The 16416-nt window shown below is 51.4% G+C and carries 13 protein-coding genes; 4 read left to right on the top strand and 9 right to left on the bottom strand.

Features of this window, described 5'->3' with window-relative positions:
* Window positions 1-383: 383 nt before the first annotated feature.
* The 9 genes from LQE94_RS12325 to LQE94_RS12285 all read right to left on the bottom strand — a co-directional run bounded on the left by LQE94_RS12325 (window position 384) and on the right by LQE94_RS12285 (window position 13413).
* Window positions 384-4400 carry a VaFE repeat-containing surface-anchored protein gene (locus tag LQE94_RS12325; protein ID WP_240577842.1) on the bottom strand — a complete coding sequence of 1339 codons (4017 nt, stop codon included), beginning with the start codon at window positions 4398-4400 and terminating at the stop codon, window positions 384-386.
* Between the two features lie 90 nt (window positions 4401-4490).
* Window positions 4491-7799 carry a TraG/VirB4 family ATPase gene (locus LQE94_RS12320; protein WP_240577841.1) on the bottom strand — a complete coding sequence of 1103 codons (3309 nt, stop codon included), beginning with the start codon at window positions 7797-7799 and terminating at the stop codon, window positions 4491-4493.
* Window positions 7796-8452: a DUF5038 domain-containing protein gene (locus LQE94_RS12315; protein ID WP_240577840.1), complete on the bottom strand. Its 657-nt coding sequence runs from the start codon at window positions 8450-8452 to the stop codon at window positions 7796-7798. The genes LQE94_RS12320 and LQE94_RS12315 overlap by 4 nt, the downstream gene beginning before the upstream one ends.
* 10 nt (window positions 8453-8462) lie before the next feature.
* Window positions 8463-10259: a lysozyme family protein gene (locus tag LQE94_RS12310; RefSeq protein WP_240577839.1), complete on the bottom strand. Its 1797-nt coding sequence runs from the start codon at window positions 10257-10259 to the stop codon at window positions 8463-8465.
* On the bottom strand, window positions 10260-11177 hold the full coding sequence (locus LQE94_RS12305) for a hypothetical protein (RefSeq protein ID WP_240577838.1): 918 nt from the start codon (window positions 11175-11177) through the stop codon (window positions 10260-10262).
* Window positions 11178-11192: 15 nt separating this feature from the next.
* Window positions 11193-11903 (bottom strand): conjugal transfer protein TrbL family protein, encoded by a 711-nt coding sequence (locus tag LQE94_RS12300; protein WP_240577837.1) that lies wholly within the window; start codon window positions 11901-11903, stop codon window positions 11193-11195.
* Between the two features lie 21 nt (window positions 11904-11924).
* Window positions 11925-12302: a fimbrial protein gene (locus LQE94_RS12295; protein WP_106789441.1), complete on the bottom strand. Its 378-nt coding sequence runs from the start codon at window positions 12300-12302 to the stop codon at window positions 11925-11927.
* Between the two features lie 360 nt (window positions 12303-12662).
* Window positions 12663-12917, bottom strand: coding sequence for a helix-turn-helix domain-containing protein (locus LQE94_RS12290; RefSeq protein WP_054352600.1), 255 nt, complete (start codon window positions 12915-12917; stop codon window positions 12663-12665).
* A 154-nt stretch (window positions 12918-13071) separates the two neighbouring features.
* The gene (locus LQE94_RS12285; RefSeq protein ID WP_240577836.1) at window positions 13072-13413 is read right to left on the bottom strand and encodes a helix-turn-helix domain-containing protein; all 342 of its coding nucleotides are present in this window, start codon (window positions 13411-13413) and stop codon (window positions 13072-13074) included.
* Window positions 13414-13546: 133 nt separating this feature from the next.
* Here LQE94_RS12285 and LQE94_RS12280 point away from each other — a divergent pair, with 133 nt between their 5' ends.
* The 4 genes from LQE94_RS12280 (at window position 13547) to LQE94_RS12265 (ending at window position 16191) form a co-directional block, all read left to right on the top strand.
* Window positions 13547-14251, top strand: a complete 705-nt coding sequence (locus tag LQE94_RS12280) for a hypothetical protein (RefSeq protein WP_240577835.1) — start codon at window positions 13547-13549, stop codon at window positions 14249-14251.
* A gap of 96 nt (window positions 14252-14347) precedes the next feature.
* On the top strand, window positions 14348-14605 hold the full coding sequence (locus LQE94_RS12275; protein WP_227708683.1) for a helix-turn-helix domain-containing protein: 258 nt from the start codon (window positions 14348-14350) through the stop codon (window positions 14603-14605).
* Window positions 14606-14651: 46 nt separating this feature from the next.
* Window positions 14652-15359, top strand: a complete 708-nt coding sequence (locus LQE94_RS12270; protein ID WP_087314327.1) for a hypothetical protein — start codon at window positions 14652-14654, stop codon at window positions 15357-15359.
* Window positions 15360-15441: 82 nt separating this feature from the next.
* Window positions 15442-16191, top strand: a complete 750-nt coding sequence (locus LQE94_RS12265; protein ID WP_240577834.1) for a GNAT family N-acetyltransferase — start codon at window positions 15442-15444, stop codon at window positions 16189-16191.
* Window positions 16192-16416: the final 225 nt, after the last annotated feature.

The following is a 16416-nucleotide window of genomic DNA, read 5'->3' as shown; positions in this document are numbered from 1 at the left end:
GAAGACAGGGGGCTTCAAGCAGCCCTTCTTTTTCCAGATAGGGCCGGTACAGGGAGGTAAACTGCTCCATGGTCAATGCGCCGGCGCACTCGGTGGGCTCTGGAAGCCGAGCGAAAAGAAGCCTGGCATCCCTCATGAGGAGGACACAGGGCTTCCCCTCCGGATCCGGATGGTATAAAAAGTCCGGCTGTCTGAAATATCCCGGAGCTTTGCAGGAAACGCAGCGCACATATACGCACTGGTGCCAGTTCCCCTCACAGCAGTCCAGAAAATGGCGGATATGCTTGGCGTCCGCCGTACAGTGGGTTCGTTCCATATCTGTCACCTTTCATAGAAACAGGCGGCCCAATAAAAGGAACCGCCTGTCAGAGTCAATGTGTGGGTTATTGGTTATCCTTCTGTTTCCGTCTGTGCAGATACAGGACGGTCAGTGCTCCGGCAAGGACAAGAGCGCCTGCCCCGATGCCAAGGTAAAGAAGGATGGGTGCATCATCCCCAGTCTTGACCGGATTAGAAACGGAAGGTGTTTCCGTCGGTTCTTCCGGTACTTCCGGAGGATTTTCGGAGAGATGTACGGTCTGTCCCGCATCGTCAATATCCTTGTGAGAGCAGATCTCCCGCTGTGTCTCGTCTGCATCTACATAGTAGAGGGTTTCAAAGACAACCAGGGATTTTCCTGCAAGGGAGCTGCCGTCTAAGGTAAATACAACCTCTACGGAGCCGCTGCGCTCTTCCGGTGTAAATGCGGTTTCTGCAGTGACCGGATTTCCTTCAAGAAGCAGTTCTTCCCCGGTCTCCTGATCCATCAGCACACCCTTTAAGAGATAGGATGCTCCGGGAATCAGGTTTTCATAGGAAACCGTATCCTTAATGGTTACTTCACTGTCGGCGAGGATTTCCTGGTCCCCGTCCTCCCCGTCCGTGGCAGAGGTGCCGATCTGCGGGAAGTAGATACTTTGAGGTTCTGAAGAAATTTCCCTGTGTGACGCAACCACCTGATCTTTATAAAGGATTTCCTCGAAGACCACCAGTGTTTTTCCGGCCAGTGCCTCTGCGTTGAACGTAAAGGTCAGCTCGGTGGTTCCGGAAGTCTCCTCCGGGGTAAATTCGGCTTCAGCCGTCACGGGCTTGTCATCGATCAGCAGCTCTTCGCCGGTTTCCTGATCCATCAGCGTGCCGCGGATCGTGAAGGTTTCCCCGGCAATGAGGTTTGTATATTCGGCTGTATCCGTAATGGATGCTTCTGCTTTTGCAAGCCCGGTCTGGTTTCCAAGCTCCGGATTTGCTGCAGTGGTGCTGACAGAAGGCAGAACCAGCGTCTGCTCCGGTGAATCGAGATCCTGGTGGGAAGCGATTTCTTCCTCCCCATAATACAGGGATTCAAAGACAACCAGTGTCTTGCCTGCCGCTTCCGTGGCGTTGAAAGTGAACTCCACATCCACGGTCCCTTCCGTGCTTTCCGGTGTAAAGGTCAGCTCAGAAGTCACGGTTTCCCCGTCAATCTCCAATGCTTCCCCGGTTTCTTTATCCATTAAGATGCCTTTAAGTGTCAGTTCCTCTCCCGGCTGGACATTGGAATAGGACACCGTATCAATGAGTGTTACCTCTTCATCTGCGTGAGCCATCTGAAGGCCGGTTTCGGAATCTTTCACCTGAGTACCGATCTCCGGGAAGAAGATGGACTGGTCCTGATCCTCGATATCGGCGTGAACAGCCATTTTCAGGTCATCCTGCCACAGTTCCTCGAAGCAGACCACGGTGGTTCCGCCAAGGCCCGTAGCGTCAAAGGTAAATTCTACTTCCACGCTGCCGGTAGATTTTTTAGCCGTAAAGGTCGTCTCTGCCGTTATTGGTTTGCCGTCGATCTCAAAAGGTTCCCCGGTTTCTTTGTTCATGAGCGTGCCGACCACCCGGTACTCCACGCCTTTTTTCAGCCCTTCATACTCAACCGTGTCAACAATCGTTACCTTGTCATCGGGCTTTGCCATATGGGAGCCGCTTTCTTTATCCAGTGCGGTTGTAGCAATCTCCACCTTGTCATTGGTCAGCGTTCCCAGGTCGATGGTAACAGAGTCCCGGTACACTTCTACGTCAAAGGTAAGAAGGTTTCGGCCTTCATTGGCTTCACAGCGCTGTTCTTCGATGGTGTAAGTATCATAGATCAGGGCACCTTTGGAGTCATCCGGCTCGGAGGTGCCAAACCAGATGCCGTCTTCCGCAGTCTCACCCCGGTTGGTATTGGAGGTATGTTTGTTCCACTCTGCGGATGTGCTGGCGTATCCATTCTGGTCGGTCACGATGGTATGGCTCTCGCCGGTTGTTTTGGACGTAATGGTAAACGGTACGCCTGCGAGACGGGACAGATCCCCGTCACTGACTTTCACAAGCTCCAGATCCCCACGGATGACCTGGTTTTCAATGGATGAGCCGGTTTCGGTCAGTTCCACGATCTTGCCGTCTTCTGTGATGTCAAATTCCAAGGAGATACGGCCTTCGTTCAGATACCCTTCCGGAGCTTTTGTCTCATCCACCCGGTAATGGCCGTAAGGCAGGGCATCTTTCGCCGTGGAAGCCAGCCCCTTCTCATCCGTCACAAGCGTCAGGACGATTTCCCCGTTTTCGTAGGTTTCCCCGTCCACGATCACCGGATTGGCATTTAAGCTGGTGATGGTAAATTCTGCGCCTTCCAAGGTAGCACCGCCCTGAGCGGCAGCTTCCCCGGTTTCGATGTCACGTTTCTGCACTTTGACACCGCCCCGGATGATCTGGTTCGAGATGGAGTTGTCTTCTCCAGTCAGGTCCACCATTTCCCCGTTCTTAGAGATGGTAAACTCAGCGGAGAGGGTGCCTTCCCCTAAATAACCGGTGGGAGGCGTTACCTCATCGACACGGTAACTGCCGTAAGGCAGAGCGTCCGCAGCAGTGGATGCCAGTCCGGAGGCATCGGTCTTGATGGTCAGGACGACTTCATCCTTCTGATAGGTCGTTCCATCGACGACTACCGGGTTCTCATTTAATGAGGTGATGGCGAACTCTGCGCCTTCCAGTGTGGCGCTGCCCTGGGGAGTGGTGCCGCCGGTTTCCAGATCCCGTTTCTGTACTTTGACACCGCCCCGGATGACAGCATTCGGTACATCCGGCGCCTGGTAAGCAGAGACAGTTTCTTCTGTGCCGCTGCTGGAAATCGGCAGGACGAACACCGTTTCATTGAGCTGGTAGCCTGCTGGCGCTTTGGTTTCCTGGATGGTCACGGTTCCAAGAGGCACGCACAGCGTTTTGCCGTCGCTTGCATAGTAGAACTCATCCCCGCTGACCTTGTATTCTTCCGTAAAAGAAATTCTTCCATCGTCTCCTGTACGGAATACCCAGGTGCGGGCAGGCTCACTGCCGTCTGCAGCCGGATCCGTATCGGAGATGGTGGTGTAGAACTTCACGGTAAACTCCGCATCCTTCAGGCTGGCGGCACCCTGGGGAATGGCATCCTTTAAGTCCGCATCCAGCTTCTGAAGCACCAGGGAGAGCGGGTTATTCTGAGGGATTTCCTTGACCTCTGCCTTCACTGTCTCATCCGAAGAAACGGTCACATCATAGGCATTGGTATCCAGGGCGTATCCCGGAGACGGAGAAAGCTCTTTGATCGTATAGCTGCCGACCTCAAGATCTCCGGATTTGGCGTAGCCATTCTCATCGGTGGTCAGTGTCTCTACCAGGTTGCTGCCCTGATAAATGCCGTACTGGGCGCCTTTTAAGCTGTAATTGCCGTTCCCGTCAGAAACGGAGCTGTTTGCCGTGGATTTCTGGATTTCGATCCAGCCGTAGGGCTTTTCGTACCAGCATCCCGCTACGGTCTGGTTGCTGTCAGACGGGATGATAAAGGCACGGAAGGAGTCCGGCGGCGCAGGCAGGCCCTGGATCGCATTGGCGATCTCCACCGCCTTATCAATGTAGCTTTGGGGCGCACCATAAAAGGCTCCGCTTCCGGCGTCATAATTGCTGTACACATAGGAAGCCACCAGATGACCGATTACGTAGCGGTCATTTTCTGACCAGCCGCTTAAATAGGTGCCGGCGATGTTCTGCTCTTCATAGCCGTAACCGCCGGGCAGGTAGTAGAGCGCTTTGCGGAGCGCAGAGTCTTTTCCCAGCAGGTCGTACTGATAGCTGCCCGCCGCCGGCGTTTTCTTCATGGGCTGGACACAGTAGGCCGTGCCGTTGTTATCCACAGACATCTTTGTGGTGTAGTAATCGCCATAAGAGATCAGTTCACCGGTCTGGAAATTAAGGGTTCCATCCGCCGCATGGGCTGTCATGGGGCTTGTGATGGCTGTCCCCGCAAGGACGATGGCTGCCATCAGGAAAGCGAAACAGCGGCGGAGGATGTGGGTTTTGATTCGTTTCATAAGTCTCCTCCTTTTCAAAAGGTACAGGGGAATGAAAAAAGGAAGTGCCTGCCCTGCATCAGACACTCCCCATGGGTTGCTTTGGCATCGTTACCCGGCTGCTTTTTGTCTGTGCCGTTCCAGGATCTCCAGAAGTTCCTGCCGGTCAGTAGTGATCAGCTCTTTTTCCAGGGCGGATGCCTTAAATTCCACAGTAATGTTATTGTTATTCGTGGATATCAGACCATTGCCCCGCTGGAAGTGTGTAATGTTCATCACCTCCGTTTCCGAGAGATGCAGGATCTGTTTCACCCGCTGCGCCTCTTCGTCTTCCAGGTTCAGGACAAGTTTAGTCTTGCAGTTGTTTATGATTCCCTTTCCGTACTTGCCGTCGTCCAGGGCAAAAAAGTCGTTTAAGTCCTGCGTTGCAAAGACGGCAGAACCGCCGTATCCCCGGATGATCTTGGCGATCTCCAGGACAAATTCCGCAGCCAGATGGTTGCTGGACGCACCGATGAGCTGCCAGACTTCATCCACGAAGATCGCTTTTTCCTCCGTCCGGTTCTCCTTTGCGATATCCCAGACATAATCCAGGGCAACGAACATTCCCACCGTCAGCAGATCACCGGTCAGCTCGGAGATATCCAGAACCGTATACTTATTGGTCAGATCCACATTGGTCTGCTGGTTAAAAGAGGAAGCAGAGCCGTGGACCAGCCGGTTTAAGATGTGGGCCATGCGTTTCGTGTCATCGCTTTCCATCAGGATATCGTAGACATCCTCCAGGATCGGCATGGGTTTATACCGGTCCGGATGGGCCGGATCGATCAGGGATTCGTTTTTGTGTGTAATCCCCTTTTTTGCGTAGGTCTTGATCAGTGCCTCATCCAGAAGCTGCCGCTCTTCATGGGTCATGTCCGGGATGAGCAGGCTGAAGAAGATATGCAGTTTCTGGATCTTTCCGGCCAGTGCCGAGTTGTCCATGGAAGGACCGTCCAGCAGCTCATTGACGGAGTTATCCGTTTTCCGGATCTCCATGATGTTGATGCAGTTCCGGCTGGCGGGGGAAATCTGGATGAACTCCCCGCCGATATTCTTGCAGGCCCGGTAGAACTCATGCCCTTTCAGCGGCGCTATGATGAAGACTTTGATGTTCTTGCGCCGCATCCGGGTGGCAAAAAGCTGCATGGTAAAGGTTTTCCCTGCACCGGAGCAGCCCAGGATCGCCACGTTGGCATTTTTGTACTGGCGGGAATCAAAGATATCCGCAATGACAAGGCTGTTGTTATGCTTGTTGACACCAAATAAAATCCCGTTGTCATCACAGATGGAGTAGCTGACAAAAGGATAGCAGCTGGCCGCCCCGCTGGTTAAAACGTTCCGCCTGGAAAGCTGATACAGCTTCTTATCCAGGGATGCCAGGGGCAGCGTGGATAAAAAGCCCTGCTCCTGCAGAAAGTAGCAGGTTCTCAGGTCCATGTCCTGGGAGATCAGGAGCTTTTTCATCTCCTGTACCCGCCACTGCAGTTCCTCTAAAGTAGAGGCTGTGACGGTAATGAGAAGGCTCATGTAATAGAAGTCCTCATTATTCGCCAGCCCCTGTTTTAAGAAATAACCGGAGCGGATGGCGGAATCCAGGTCATCATAGTCGGTATTGGTATCCGAGGCGTCCTTGATCTTGGAACGGTTGATCCGGATCTGCTGTCCCAGCCGCTGCTGGATCTTATCCTTTGGCTGCCGGTGGAGATAAAAATCCACGTCAATGCCTTCCCCGGCGTTTACCAAAAGAGACAGCCACCCCGGCACCACCCGGCTTTTGTAGCCGGATGACGGTACGTACAGATAGGAGTGGTAGACCCCGTTGATCAGCACATAGCTGGAGTGCCGGAAATCCAGGGTTTCCGGAGAGAGAAATTCACTGATGCGGATATCCTCATCGGCACGGTTCTCCTTTGCGTACCGTGCCAATACGGAAGCAATGCGCTCCTGCAAGGGATGGGTGGTGCAAAGGGAGCGGTTTAAGAGGGTGTACAACACATCCGTGGTAAACTCATCCGGATTTTCATGTTCTGTCACCTCATTGCCGCACTGGTACAGAAAGGTCTTGGCTGTCTGAGCCGTCGTCTCTAGGGATTCTAAGATCTCCCGTTCCGTCACCTTCCGGTTGACGTTAAAAGGTTCATATTCCATAACAAGGAAGAACCGCCGGGAAACGGCCTCCCTGGAACTTAGGTTCCGGACAAACTTCAGGTAATCCTCCTGCAGCTCCCGGCACCGGGGATCCGTTTCATTTTCCAGCTCCTGTCTGGATTTCTCCAGATGCTGGTTGATGTCCGCCCGTTTGGAGATCATCTTGATCTGCAGCTTTACCGGGCTGATTTTCAGGTAGCTGATAAAGCTGTAGATGATCCCCATCTGCTCCCTGGCACTTCGGAGCAGGAAGTTGATGGGCTCGACTTCCAGGATCTTTACATACCGTCCATCCGTTGTGTAAATGACACCGTGGGCAATCTTTTCAATCGGAAGGTAGTCCTCTATAGTCTGTAGCTTCCGTTTCTTTTTCCTGGCGGAAGACTGGGATGCTGTCTGACGGGATTTTGAAGCACTTTTTTGTACAGCCTTATCATCCTGCGTCTCCTTTGCCTTTCGGGCCTCTGCCTTGCGGGCTGCTTTCGTCTGCCGTGCAGCAAGGCGGGCGTCCTGCGCAGCCTGTTTCTTTTCCGCACGGAGCTTTTCCTTCTCCGCCCGCTCTTCCCGGCGCTTTGCTATCTTTGCGCATTTCTGCTCATAGGCTAACTGCCGAATATCTTCTCTGGCCTGCCTGCGGATGCCCCGCCGGGTGGAGGTATCGAAGGATTTATGCTCACGAACCTTTGGCTCCCGTTTCTTTTTCCGTTTCGTTTTCCCAGAAGGAGTGGGGGAAGGGGAGCCGGACAGATCCTGCTGGGGCGCCTCTTTCGTGGGAGGTGCATCGTCCTGCTGACCGGCCCCCTCAAAAGGGGGAGAATCCTCCAAAGAGCCCTTTTTCGTTTTCTTCCGCCGTTCCCGTTTGGCAGGCTTTTTTGCTTCTTTCGTGCCAGGCTGCTTCTGCCGTTTCTTCTTTGGCTCCGGCATTGCGTCAGAGCGGTAAACCACCCGCCGGTTCTTCAAAAAGCGAAGGGCGTTCATAAGGAAAGCAGTGATGCTCTCTCCGCCGATCCCGATGAGGGATACCATGGCCGCCGGAAGGGCAGTCATGCACAGGATGATGATGCGGGTAGTCAGGGAAAACGGCAGGTGGACCACCGGCACCCCGATCAGCAGGGCGAAAATAATGGCTTCAATCGCATTGCGGATATCAAAGGTTCCATTTAAGATTTTCCCTTTTTCAATAAAGTTTGGCGGAATAAAGGAGGTCCGCTGCTCATCCGGATTGCTCATGGCAGCACCTCCTCTCCGTCCTGGGTGTTCTGTGCGGGATCCGCAGCATTTTCGGAAGCTCCGCTTTGCGTAGTTCCCGTTTCTTCTGTCCCGGTATCCGGTGCAGGTGATTCCGGTGCGGTCACATCCGCATAGCCGCCTTCCTGGCGCTGCTCCACTTCACTGCTGGAGACAGAAGGAAGGGTATCCACTACCGGTTTTTCATAGGTTTTTCCAGATGTCCCCAGCACCGTCCGCTCCTCTCCAAAAGAAAAAGCACCCGTCATGGTGTCATAGAACACTGGAAGGGTGCTGTCATCGGACAGGAGAAAATGTAGTTCAACTGTGGTAGTATCCGGATACCCGGTTTCATCCGGCAGATATTCTGCCGATGTAATGTCTGTCCGCCCGATAAGAGTAAGATATAGCGGAAACTGCTCCTTTAGGGATGCAGTCTGGGCGGAGGAGAAGAACTGGCTCAGTTCTTCAAAGGATAAAAAGTCCATCTCGGTCAGCTCCTCTGGCTGTGTTGTCTCTTCCTGGGTGGCGGCCTCTGCCTGTGCCTCTGGATCCGGTGTTTCCTTTTGTTCCCGGAGCTTGGAGGGAAGAAAGATGGCGACCAATAGGAGAAAGAGCATCAGGAGGATGGACAGGATCAGTTTTAATCTGCTCATAAGTGCTCCTCTATTTCTTCTCGAAAATCCAATACTGCGAGGAAGTCGCATGGATTTCCGTCATCATGTCAAATGCACGGTTCACGTAGTTCTTGGAGTCGCTATCATTGGGATCGTTTACCAGCACCTTCCCGTCCGCAGTCAGCCCCCTAAGGACGATAAAATGCCCCCCGGACGTGAATAATCCGGGACTCTGGGAGGAGATGACCGGACGGCCTTCTGATAACGCCTGCAGCACCGCATTGGCATCCGTGGTCTGGGTGACGCTTCCGCATCCGAAATGAGAAGCCGCCGCCTGGAAATAGGACCAGTAGGTGCCTTCCCCCGCCTTATAATAGGAATTGCCGCACCAGGCGACTGCATCCACCGGAGTAATGGTGCTGCCAGTCAGGTAGCTTGCTACCATGGCAAAGGCAGTAGGCCCGCAGCCGCAGTCCGCAATGGAGCCGGTGCCGTAAGGGATGTTTCCGTATTCCGTCTGGATGTAGAGGGGGATCTGCATCCCGTTCGCCGGGTAAGTGCCGCCGGTATTCAGTACCTGGTAATAGCGCAGGACATGATCCACGTACTCCTTGTCCCCGTAGATGGAATAGTTCCAGCCGGGCCGGGCGCACATCATGTCGGAGTAGGCAATGGCGTTTTCCTTTGTGTAGCCGCCGTCCCGTTCCATGGCCCAGTCGATGTAAGCGGAACCGTAATTATAGCCCTGGAGGGCCAGCTTGATCCGGTCCAGGTCCGTCGGCCCGGTGCATCCGGCTTTCTGCAGGACGTCCCGGAGCGCCTGGATGCCGCACTCAATGGAGTATTCCGGATCGGTGATCGTGCCGGGGCCTCTGGGGAACCGGGTATTGTATCCGCTTTCCGATGCCTGCATGGGATCGCTTCCCCGTCCGCCGGATTCCTGCATCATGACGGCCAGGATCAGCTCCACATAATCGCTCATCCCATACCGGGCGGCAATCTCGGATACCAGTGGCCGGTAGGCAAGCACCTCATCACTTAAGTTGATCGCCATAGCCGTGCCGGAGGCAGCGCCAAAGAAGAGTGTCAGGTTACTGGCGTAGTTTTCCGCCAGTTCCTTTTGTTCCTCGCTCAAGTAAAATACATGGTCAGCAAAATAGGCGTCACCGGCAAAGGAAACGGTATAGGTATAGCGGGTAAATGTAACGGTTTCCGTCTGAGGAGTTTCCCCTTCTGCGGCTTCCGTCTCCACTTCCACAGAAACGGTTTCTTCCGCTACATCATAAGAAAAAAGCCCGTCCTTGTTTTCCCGGATCAGGCTTTGGAGTTTGTCGATATTGATATTTTCATAATCATCCTGGCTGGCACAGAACTGGGAGATCAGCAGGTGGGCATTGACCGCTATGGTCGTCTCATAGGGATCTACGATCTGTACGGTGGAGCCCTCCGGAAGCGCTGCAATGGCAGTGTTGATCTCTTCTAAAAGATCCGCATGGCTTTCTTCCAGGACTTCCACAATCGCCTGCCTGGCGTTCTGGATATTTTCATTGATCAGGGCATTGCTGTTTAAAGCCCCAGTGTTTTCTGTCAGAGATCCAAAGATCAGCCCCGGCAGCATCAGGATGAATAGCACGGGAAGCAATAAAAACCCCAGGATAACGGCTCCGGCTTTCAAAAGAGTATGCCGGTTTGCGATGGCAGCACTGATGGCTGCCGTAAAGGGACCGGCTGCCGCACCCGCCACGGTCTTGGATAGATGGGCGGCGGTCTTCATGGCCTGTAAGTGGGAGGCTGCACTGGTGCCTACATCGACAGCTTCCCCAAGGCCGGAGCTTTGCTCCGCCATTTACATCCGGTCCTTTCGCTGCGGGGCAGGCGGCAGCTTCTGGACAATGGATTCGTTGTAGGCGACTTTTCCATTGCCAGCGTCATACGGTGTTTTCTCCACCGTATCCTGTGCGTACTGCTTATACCAGGCAGCACCGTCCACAGATTGGACTGTCTCAAAGCTGCCATGGGTAGGGGCTGCGTACTGGTCAGCACTGTAGAGGGCAAATTCCCGGCTGCCGGCATCCGTTTTTTCCACGCCGGTCATCCGTCCGCCGCCGATCTCCATGTTCGAGTAGGTGGCGGCATCCGGAGCAGAGGTGTCGATTCCCATGTAGGAGGCATAGGCTTTTGCCGCATCCTCCCCTTTGATGGAGCCGACCTGCCCGTAATTGCCCTGGGCGATATTGCTGATCACATTATTGGCAAAGTCTCCGCCTTTCTTGAGCGAGGACTGATAGAGCATATTCCCGACGCTGGGCCCTTCCGAATAGTGGGTAGCAGCATTGACGGCTTCCCGCTGTACCTGGCGTCCCACTGCACCGGCAAGCCCTCCGGAGAGAAAGCTGCCGCCAACGGCTGCGCTTCCGGGAGAGGATGCCCTGCGGTATCCGCCGCCACCACCATGCCCATGGAAGGCTCCGGCAAGGCCCCGGCCTGCAATGAGCAGCTCCGCCATCATGTTCCCGCCGGTGTTTCCTACATTAATCCCCAGGGATGCCATAAAGCTGTCGATCTTCTGGGAAACCTTGAGGAAAGCAATGGCACAGAGGAACCAGATGAACACATTTCCGGTCACGGCTTCCTTTCCCTGTTCTGCTACGGCTTCCTCCACCTGGGCTTCTGTCAGCTCTGCCGCAAAGACCGGCATGGAGCAGAACAAAACCAGGCAGGAAACCAGTACCAGGGCAGTGAGGATTGGTTTTTTGTATTTCATGGACTCCTCCTTTCATCAGAGTGATAACGGGTTTGCGAGGAAAGTGCCGACCATGCTGGTAAACAGCCGCAGGCACCAGGCGTTCATCAGTAGCAGGAAGAACTGCCCGCCCAGCATCCGGCACCAGGAATGGAAGATGTTCCCGGTGGACTGGGAGGCACCTGTGGCAAAGGCAACCGGCGCCGTGTAGACCAGCACTCCCAAAAGGATGTAGCGCTCCGCTGCCTCAAAGAGCAGCTTGATGTAATTCCACGCCAAAATCAAAACTAAAATCAGGGCGATAATCGCCACGGCTCCATTGGCGCATACACCCAGGATGACGGTGATGACTGAATTGAAGCTGGCAAAATCCAGGGAGGGAAGCTCCTCCGTTAAGATCCAGTCATAAGGCGTCCCGGCGATACCAAGAAGCAGGTTTACAATGTCTTCCGCATAAAAGGCCAGGAAGATAAAAAGAAATGAACGGATGGAAAGTTTCAGGGGATCCTCTGCTTCGATTCCGGCACCCATGAAGTAGTTCTTGAAAAGCTGCCACACCCAGTTTAAGAGGATGAGGCCAAGAGCCAGTGCCAGAAACACATCGTACATGGTTTCAGCTGCAGGAAAATAGCGCAGGAACGTGTCCATGGAGCAGCCGAGGGCGCCCAGGACTGAAGTGGTGATCAGATCCAGGATGTTCATGACCTGTTCTGCGATCCATTCCACGATTCCGTCCAGTATTCCCATGTGGTTTCCTCCTTTCCGGGCTTATCCGCTGTATGTGCCTCCGGCAAAGAACGGGGTAATGTATGCCATAATAAAACCAAGGCCGTTCAGAATCGCCCAGGTAATGATGATCCGCTTCAGCCAGGCACGGCTCTCATCCACGGTTTTGCCGGATTTCGAGAAATTCATCAAAAGCAGCGCCACGGATGCGGTCACTACGGCGGCAATGGTGGATATGAGGACAATCTGGTTATAAACATCCTTCATGATCTCATTGGCCTTGTCCCACATATTGGAAGCAAGCACCGGCTGGACATTCGCAGCGACAAGAGTAAAGAGCAGGAAGGCTGCGTATAGGTATTTCCCGTAGCAGACCGTCCGCTTTTTCTCCGGTGAAGAGTTTGCAGGTAACTGTTTCATGTATGACCTCCTTCATTGATCTTGAAAAAACGGACGGGATTGCTTTTCCCGCCCGTGCTTATAATTTCCTGCCTCAAAAAGCAGAAGCAGCCCGGTCAATGCGGAATGCTTCTGCAAAGCCATATGAAGTTGTTGAAGGGAAACCTCCTTTCCCTGCACGAAAAAACGCAGCCAATCCGGGCGGGAGGCTGCCGCCTTTGGATGCGCTGCGTTTTCGTTGCATATAATTTTGACAGTACCTATTGTAACATGGGGAAATTTACGGCACAATCGCAAAACCGTGCCAGTTTTGTGCGAAACCGGGAAGAATGTGTGCCACGGTCAGAACGAAGAGAAAGTGGGAAGATTTGGAGAGAAGAATTATTCCGAACCTGGGAGATGGACATCCCGAAAGAAGGTGTTATAGTCCACCTGAAAGATCTGGGCCAGGCCTGCAAGGACCGAGATGCGGATGCTGTAGGTACCGCCTTCAATCTGAGAGTAGATGCTCCGGGTGATGTCGAGATCCATAAGCTGCAGTTTGGAAACCACCTGGTCCTGCGTCAGTTTCCGCTCCATGCGCAGGGAGCGGATGGTTTCGCCAATCTGAATATCCTGTTTCAGTTTTTGTTCCATGAAAGAAGCCTCCTTTTTCGTGTTTCCGGGAGTATGCCGAAACCGATCTCGTGAATTTGCAATGTATTCATTGCAGTTTCCTTGATTCTACTGGATATTCCGAGTATAATTGCAATGTATTCATTGCAAAATCGCAGGGGCTTAGGCCCTGCGGTCAGTTCTGTTTCTCTACCAGGGAGGCTTTGGAGAGCAGCTCCTGGATCGTTTCGATGGTTTTGTTATCCAGGGAGCTGGCATATTGGATGAGGTTTAAGGCAGCCGGTGACATCCTGGAATCATGCGCCTGGCTTAAAAGCCAGCGATCCATGGACAGGCTGAAGGTTTTGGAAAGGACCATGGCAACTTCCAGAGATGGAAGTTGTTGTCCACGTTCAATCTTGGTATAGTATGAATAGGAAATGCCTGCTTTTTCTGCAGCATATTCCTGGGTGTATCCGAGCTGGAGCCGCCGTTCCTTCAGGATCCTGCCGATCCGACTGATTTCAGATTGTTCCATGTTCTTTACACCCCCTTTTCCATGTTTGCCTTTATGGTAAGACATAAATAGTGCCTGAACCACACACTATTTATGCTCATAACAGACACAAATAATACTTGTTGCAGACATAAATAAAGCGGGAGGAAGGACGATGCAGAAGGGAAAGTATTACCGGATGAGGAAAGAACTGGTATGGGGAGCGGGCATCCTGGCTGCCCTGCTTCTTTTTTTCACAGCTTTTGGGAAAATGAAAGATACGGCAGATATGCCGCAACAAGAAGAGTTCACTTCTATGGAGTATAAAGAATTGCCAGCAGTCCAGTCGGAGCTGTCGGATCCGGAGGGCTGTTATCTGTGCGGCACAGCAAAGGAAAGCCTGATGGGATATTTCCGGCAGTTTGATGATCTGGGGATAATCAGCGTAAATCCGTGGTATGTGCTGGACTTAGGCATCCTGCCTCATGAGAAGGATGGAACAGATACCAGCGGCACCAGGACTGCTATGACAGGCACAGGGGAAGGCGGAGATTTCTTCTCCAGTACACAGACACCCTCCCGTGGGATTTCCACAGTGGAAGTCAGCTATGGGGAAGATAGCATCCTGGATGTGGAGAAAGCAAAAGCTATTCTTTGCCAGGACTGCCTGGATAAGCTGCTCGCTGTCATGGAAACCTATGGACCGGAAGGGGAAGAACCAAAGCCCAGGGATCTCTGCCTGGTGGATTTTCAGACGCTGGAGCTGTATTCCCTGCAGGAGCAGTATATCAGCTACTACATCCGGGATTATTATGTGCGGCTGGATCAGACGGATGACGGGATGGAGGTGGAAGCGGTCTATGCGCCAGTGCGGGATTGACGGGAAATTCCATGGGAAATCAGGCAGGCTGCCACTATGCTATCCGGACCGCATATGGTATGATGAAAGTATTCTAAGGGAAGGGAGCGGGATGTGATGCAGGAGCAGGAATGTACGCTGGATGTAAAGACGATTGAGGCTGCAGTCGCCGGGGAAAAATGGGCGCTGGAGAAGGTGCTGGCGTATTATGCGGATTATATTGAAGAACTGGCGACAGTAGAAATCGAACAGCCGGATGGAAGCGTGAAGAAGATTGTGGATGAGGATTTGAAACAGCAGATCGGGCTGAAGCTGCTGGAAGAGATACCGAATTTCCCGCTGGAGGAAGCAAAGAAGGAAGCGGCGAAGGAATGAAGAGACAAATTGAAATTTTTGATGGAATTATTACTGGGAGGGGAAGATGGCAGGACAACATAATAAAATAATAAATGCAGCAGCCAAGAGAATACTCGCCCCTGAAGGACTTTTTAGAGTGGGATCTTCACGAACATGGATTGATGATAACGGGTATTTTGTAATACAGGTAGAATTTCAGCCCAGTTCATATGACAGGGGTTCATATCTGAATGTCGGAATCAGTTTCTTATGGGAAACCAGTGAAGGCTTAAACGAAACGCTGGCGTTTAATATCGGCTATCGTGTAAATAAAGTGGGATATGTTTCGTATAGAGGAAATGATGCTGCCTATGAGAAAAAGATGGAAGATTTTGCAGAAGCTGCCATGGAAAAAGTAAGGGAGTATCGTCAGTTTCGTGATATGGACTATGCAAAAAGACAGATGAAAAGTCAGCTTAATAACATACCGAAAGGAAGAGGATTCTGGGAGGTATACGAATTGGCGATGCTTTGCTTTCTAAAAAGAGATTTTGAAGAGGGAAAAGAATACTTTAATCGTTTTCTCCAGATACTCAAGGACTCCTTTTATGTAGGAGATCTGTATATTGAATGGCATGAAGAATTATATAATCATTGTATTGAACAGCTTTGTCCTGAATTGGAATCCGAAGAAACAGCATATAAAATGGTATGCGATATGATTGAACGCAGAAGGAATTTTTTCTCCAGTAAACCTTCATATAAGAAATTAAAGAAAGAATTTACCTTGTGAGATCATATCTTAAAAACATTACAAAGCCTAAGCGATAAGTCCTAAGTTGTAGAGCAGAAAATTGGAATTTGTAGGGATGGATATGAAAGCAATTATTAAAAGTAAAATTGAGGAATTATTGTCAAAGGAATTTTATTGTAGTGCAGACGAATTAAATGGAAAATCAGTAGTGTATTCTGTTAATTTCAATGCAAAAAAACCATATATTAAGATACTAGCCTATAGAAATTGTGTTGTGATTTGCACATCAGAAGATTTGTATTATAAAGTACGAGAACTTGTACAAAGTAAGAATAGAGATGAAATTTTTGAACTTCCGTTGGTTTATGGCCAGACAATACATTATGTTCCTAATGATAACTATACAAAAGACGCATCAGTATCGTTGAATTATGAGTGCGAATATCTTTTTGAAAGAGATATTTTGTCTCTTACTGGGTTGACTGGTTTTGAAAATTCCGTAGCATTTGATGAAAATGGTTCTACATCAACAAAAGCTGCTTACATTGCAAAGGACAAGAATAGAATTATTGGAGTGGCAGGTGCGGCAGAATCATCCGTAAATGACATATGGGAAATAGGCGTAGATGTTATGGAAGAATATAGAAATGCCCGATTGGGAACATATTTAGTGAGGGGATTAACGAAAGAATTACTGGCGCGAAATATTATTCCATTTTATTCTGCTTCTGTAACAAATATTGGTTCGCAGATGGTTGCCAGTAGGTGTGGTTATATACCATTTTGGATTGATACATTTGGAACCATTCTTGATGGAAGTTCGGTTTATAATGATATTACTAGAGGTTTATCAACGATATTTGTCGAATGACAAATCCTAAGTTGTCGGGCTAACCTGACCCGAACTTTGAAAAATAACCGCCTCCCACCGGCGGCACCACCCAGCAGGAAATCATTGAAAGGTTTCCTGCTTTTCTTATGCCATTTTTCAGAAAGGAGGGCCACCGATGACAAGTCTTAGGGACATGGTATCAGAGTATCAAGACGACCTGCAAAACGGCATTGCATGGCTGGCGTTCTGGAGTGTAGCGTAATG

Origin of the sequence: Mediterraneibacter sp. NSJ-151, from assembly GCF_022487435.1 — a bacterium.
In the GTDB taxonomy this organism is placed as follows: domain Bacteria; phylum Bacillota; class Clostridia; order Lachnospirales; family Lachnospiraceae; genus Schaedlerella; species Schaedlerella hominis.
This window is presented reverse-complemented; position numbering and strand designations above follow the sequence as displayed.

What these genes read in the sequence shown, in the direction of transcription:
- LQE94_RS12300 (WP_240577837.1), bottom strand. Translation starts at nt 11,903, where the DNA reads ATGGGAATACTGGACGGAATCGTGGAATGGATCGCAGAACAGGTCATG.
- LQE94_RS12290 (WP_054352600.1), bottom strand. Translation starts at nt 12,917, where the DNA reads ATGGAACAAAAACTGAAACAGGATATTCAGATTGGCGAAACCATCCGC.
- LQE94_RS12275 (WP_227708683.1), top strand. Translation starts at nt 14,348, where the DNA reads ATGCAGGAGCAGGAATGTACGCTGGATGTAAAGACGATTGAGGCTGCA.
- LQE94_RS12315 (WP_240577840.1), bottom strand. Translation starts at nt 8,452, where the DNA reads ATGAGCAGATTAAAACTGATCCTGTCCATCCTCCTGATGCTCTTTCTC.
- LQE94_RS12265 (WP_240577834.1), top strand. Translation starts at nt 15,442, where the DNA reads ATGAAAGCAATTATTAAAAGTAAAATTGAGGAATTATTGTCAAAGGAA.
- LQE94_RS12280 (WP_240577835.1), top strand. Translation starts at nt 13,547, where the DNA reads ATGCAGAAGGGAAAGTATTACCGGATGAGGAAAGAACTGGTATGGGGA.
- LQE94_RS12285 (WP_240577836.1), bottom strand. Translation starts at nt 13,413, where the DNA reads ATGGAACAATCTGAAATCAGTCGGATCGGCAGGATCCTGAAGGAACGG.
- LQE94_RS12305 (WP_240577838.1), bottom strand. Translation starts at nt 11,177, where the DNA reads ATGAAATACAAAAAACCAATCCTCACTGCCCTGGTACTGGTTTCCTGC.
- LQE94_RS12270 (WP_087314327.1), top strand. Translation starts at nt 14,652, where the DNA reads ATGGCAGGACAACATAATAAAATAATAAATGCAGCAGCCAAGAGAATA.
- LQE94_RS12295 (WP_106789441.1), bottom strand. Translation starts at nt 12,302, where the DNA reads ATGAAACAGTTACCTGCAAACTCTTCACCGGAGAAAAAGCGGACGGTC.
- LQE94_RS12310 (WP_240577839.1), bottom strand. Translation starts at nt 10,259, where the DNA reads ATGGCGGAGCAAAGCTCCGGCCTTGGGGAAGCTGTCGATGTAGGCACC.
- LQE94_RS12325 (WP_240577842.1), bottom strand. Translation starts at nt 4,400, where the DNA reads ATGAAACGAATCAAAACCCACATCCTCCGCCGCTGTTTCGCTTTCCTG.
- LQE94_RS12320 (WP_240577841.1), bottom strand. Translation starts at nt 7,799, where the DNA reads ATGAGCAATCCGGATGAGCAGCGGACCTCCTTTATTCCGCCAAACTTT.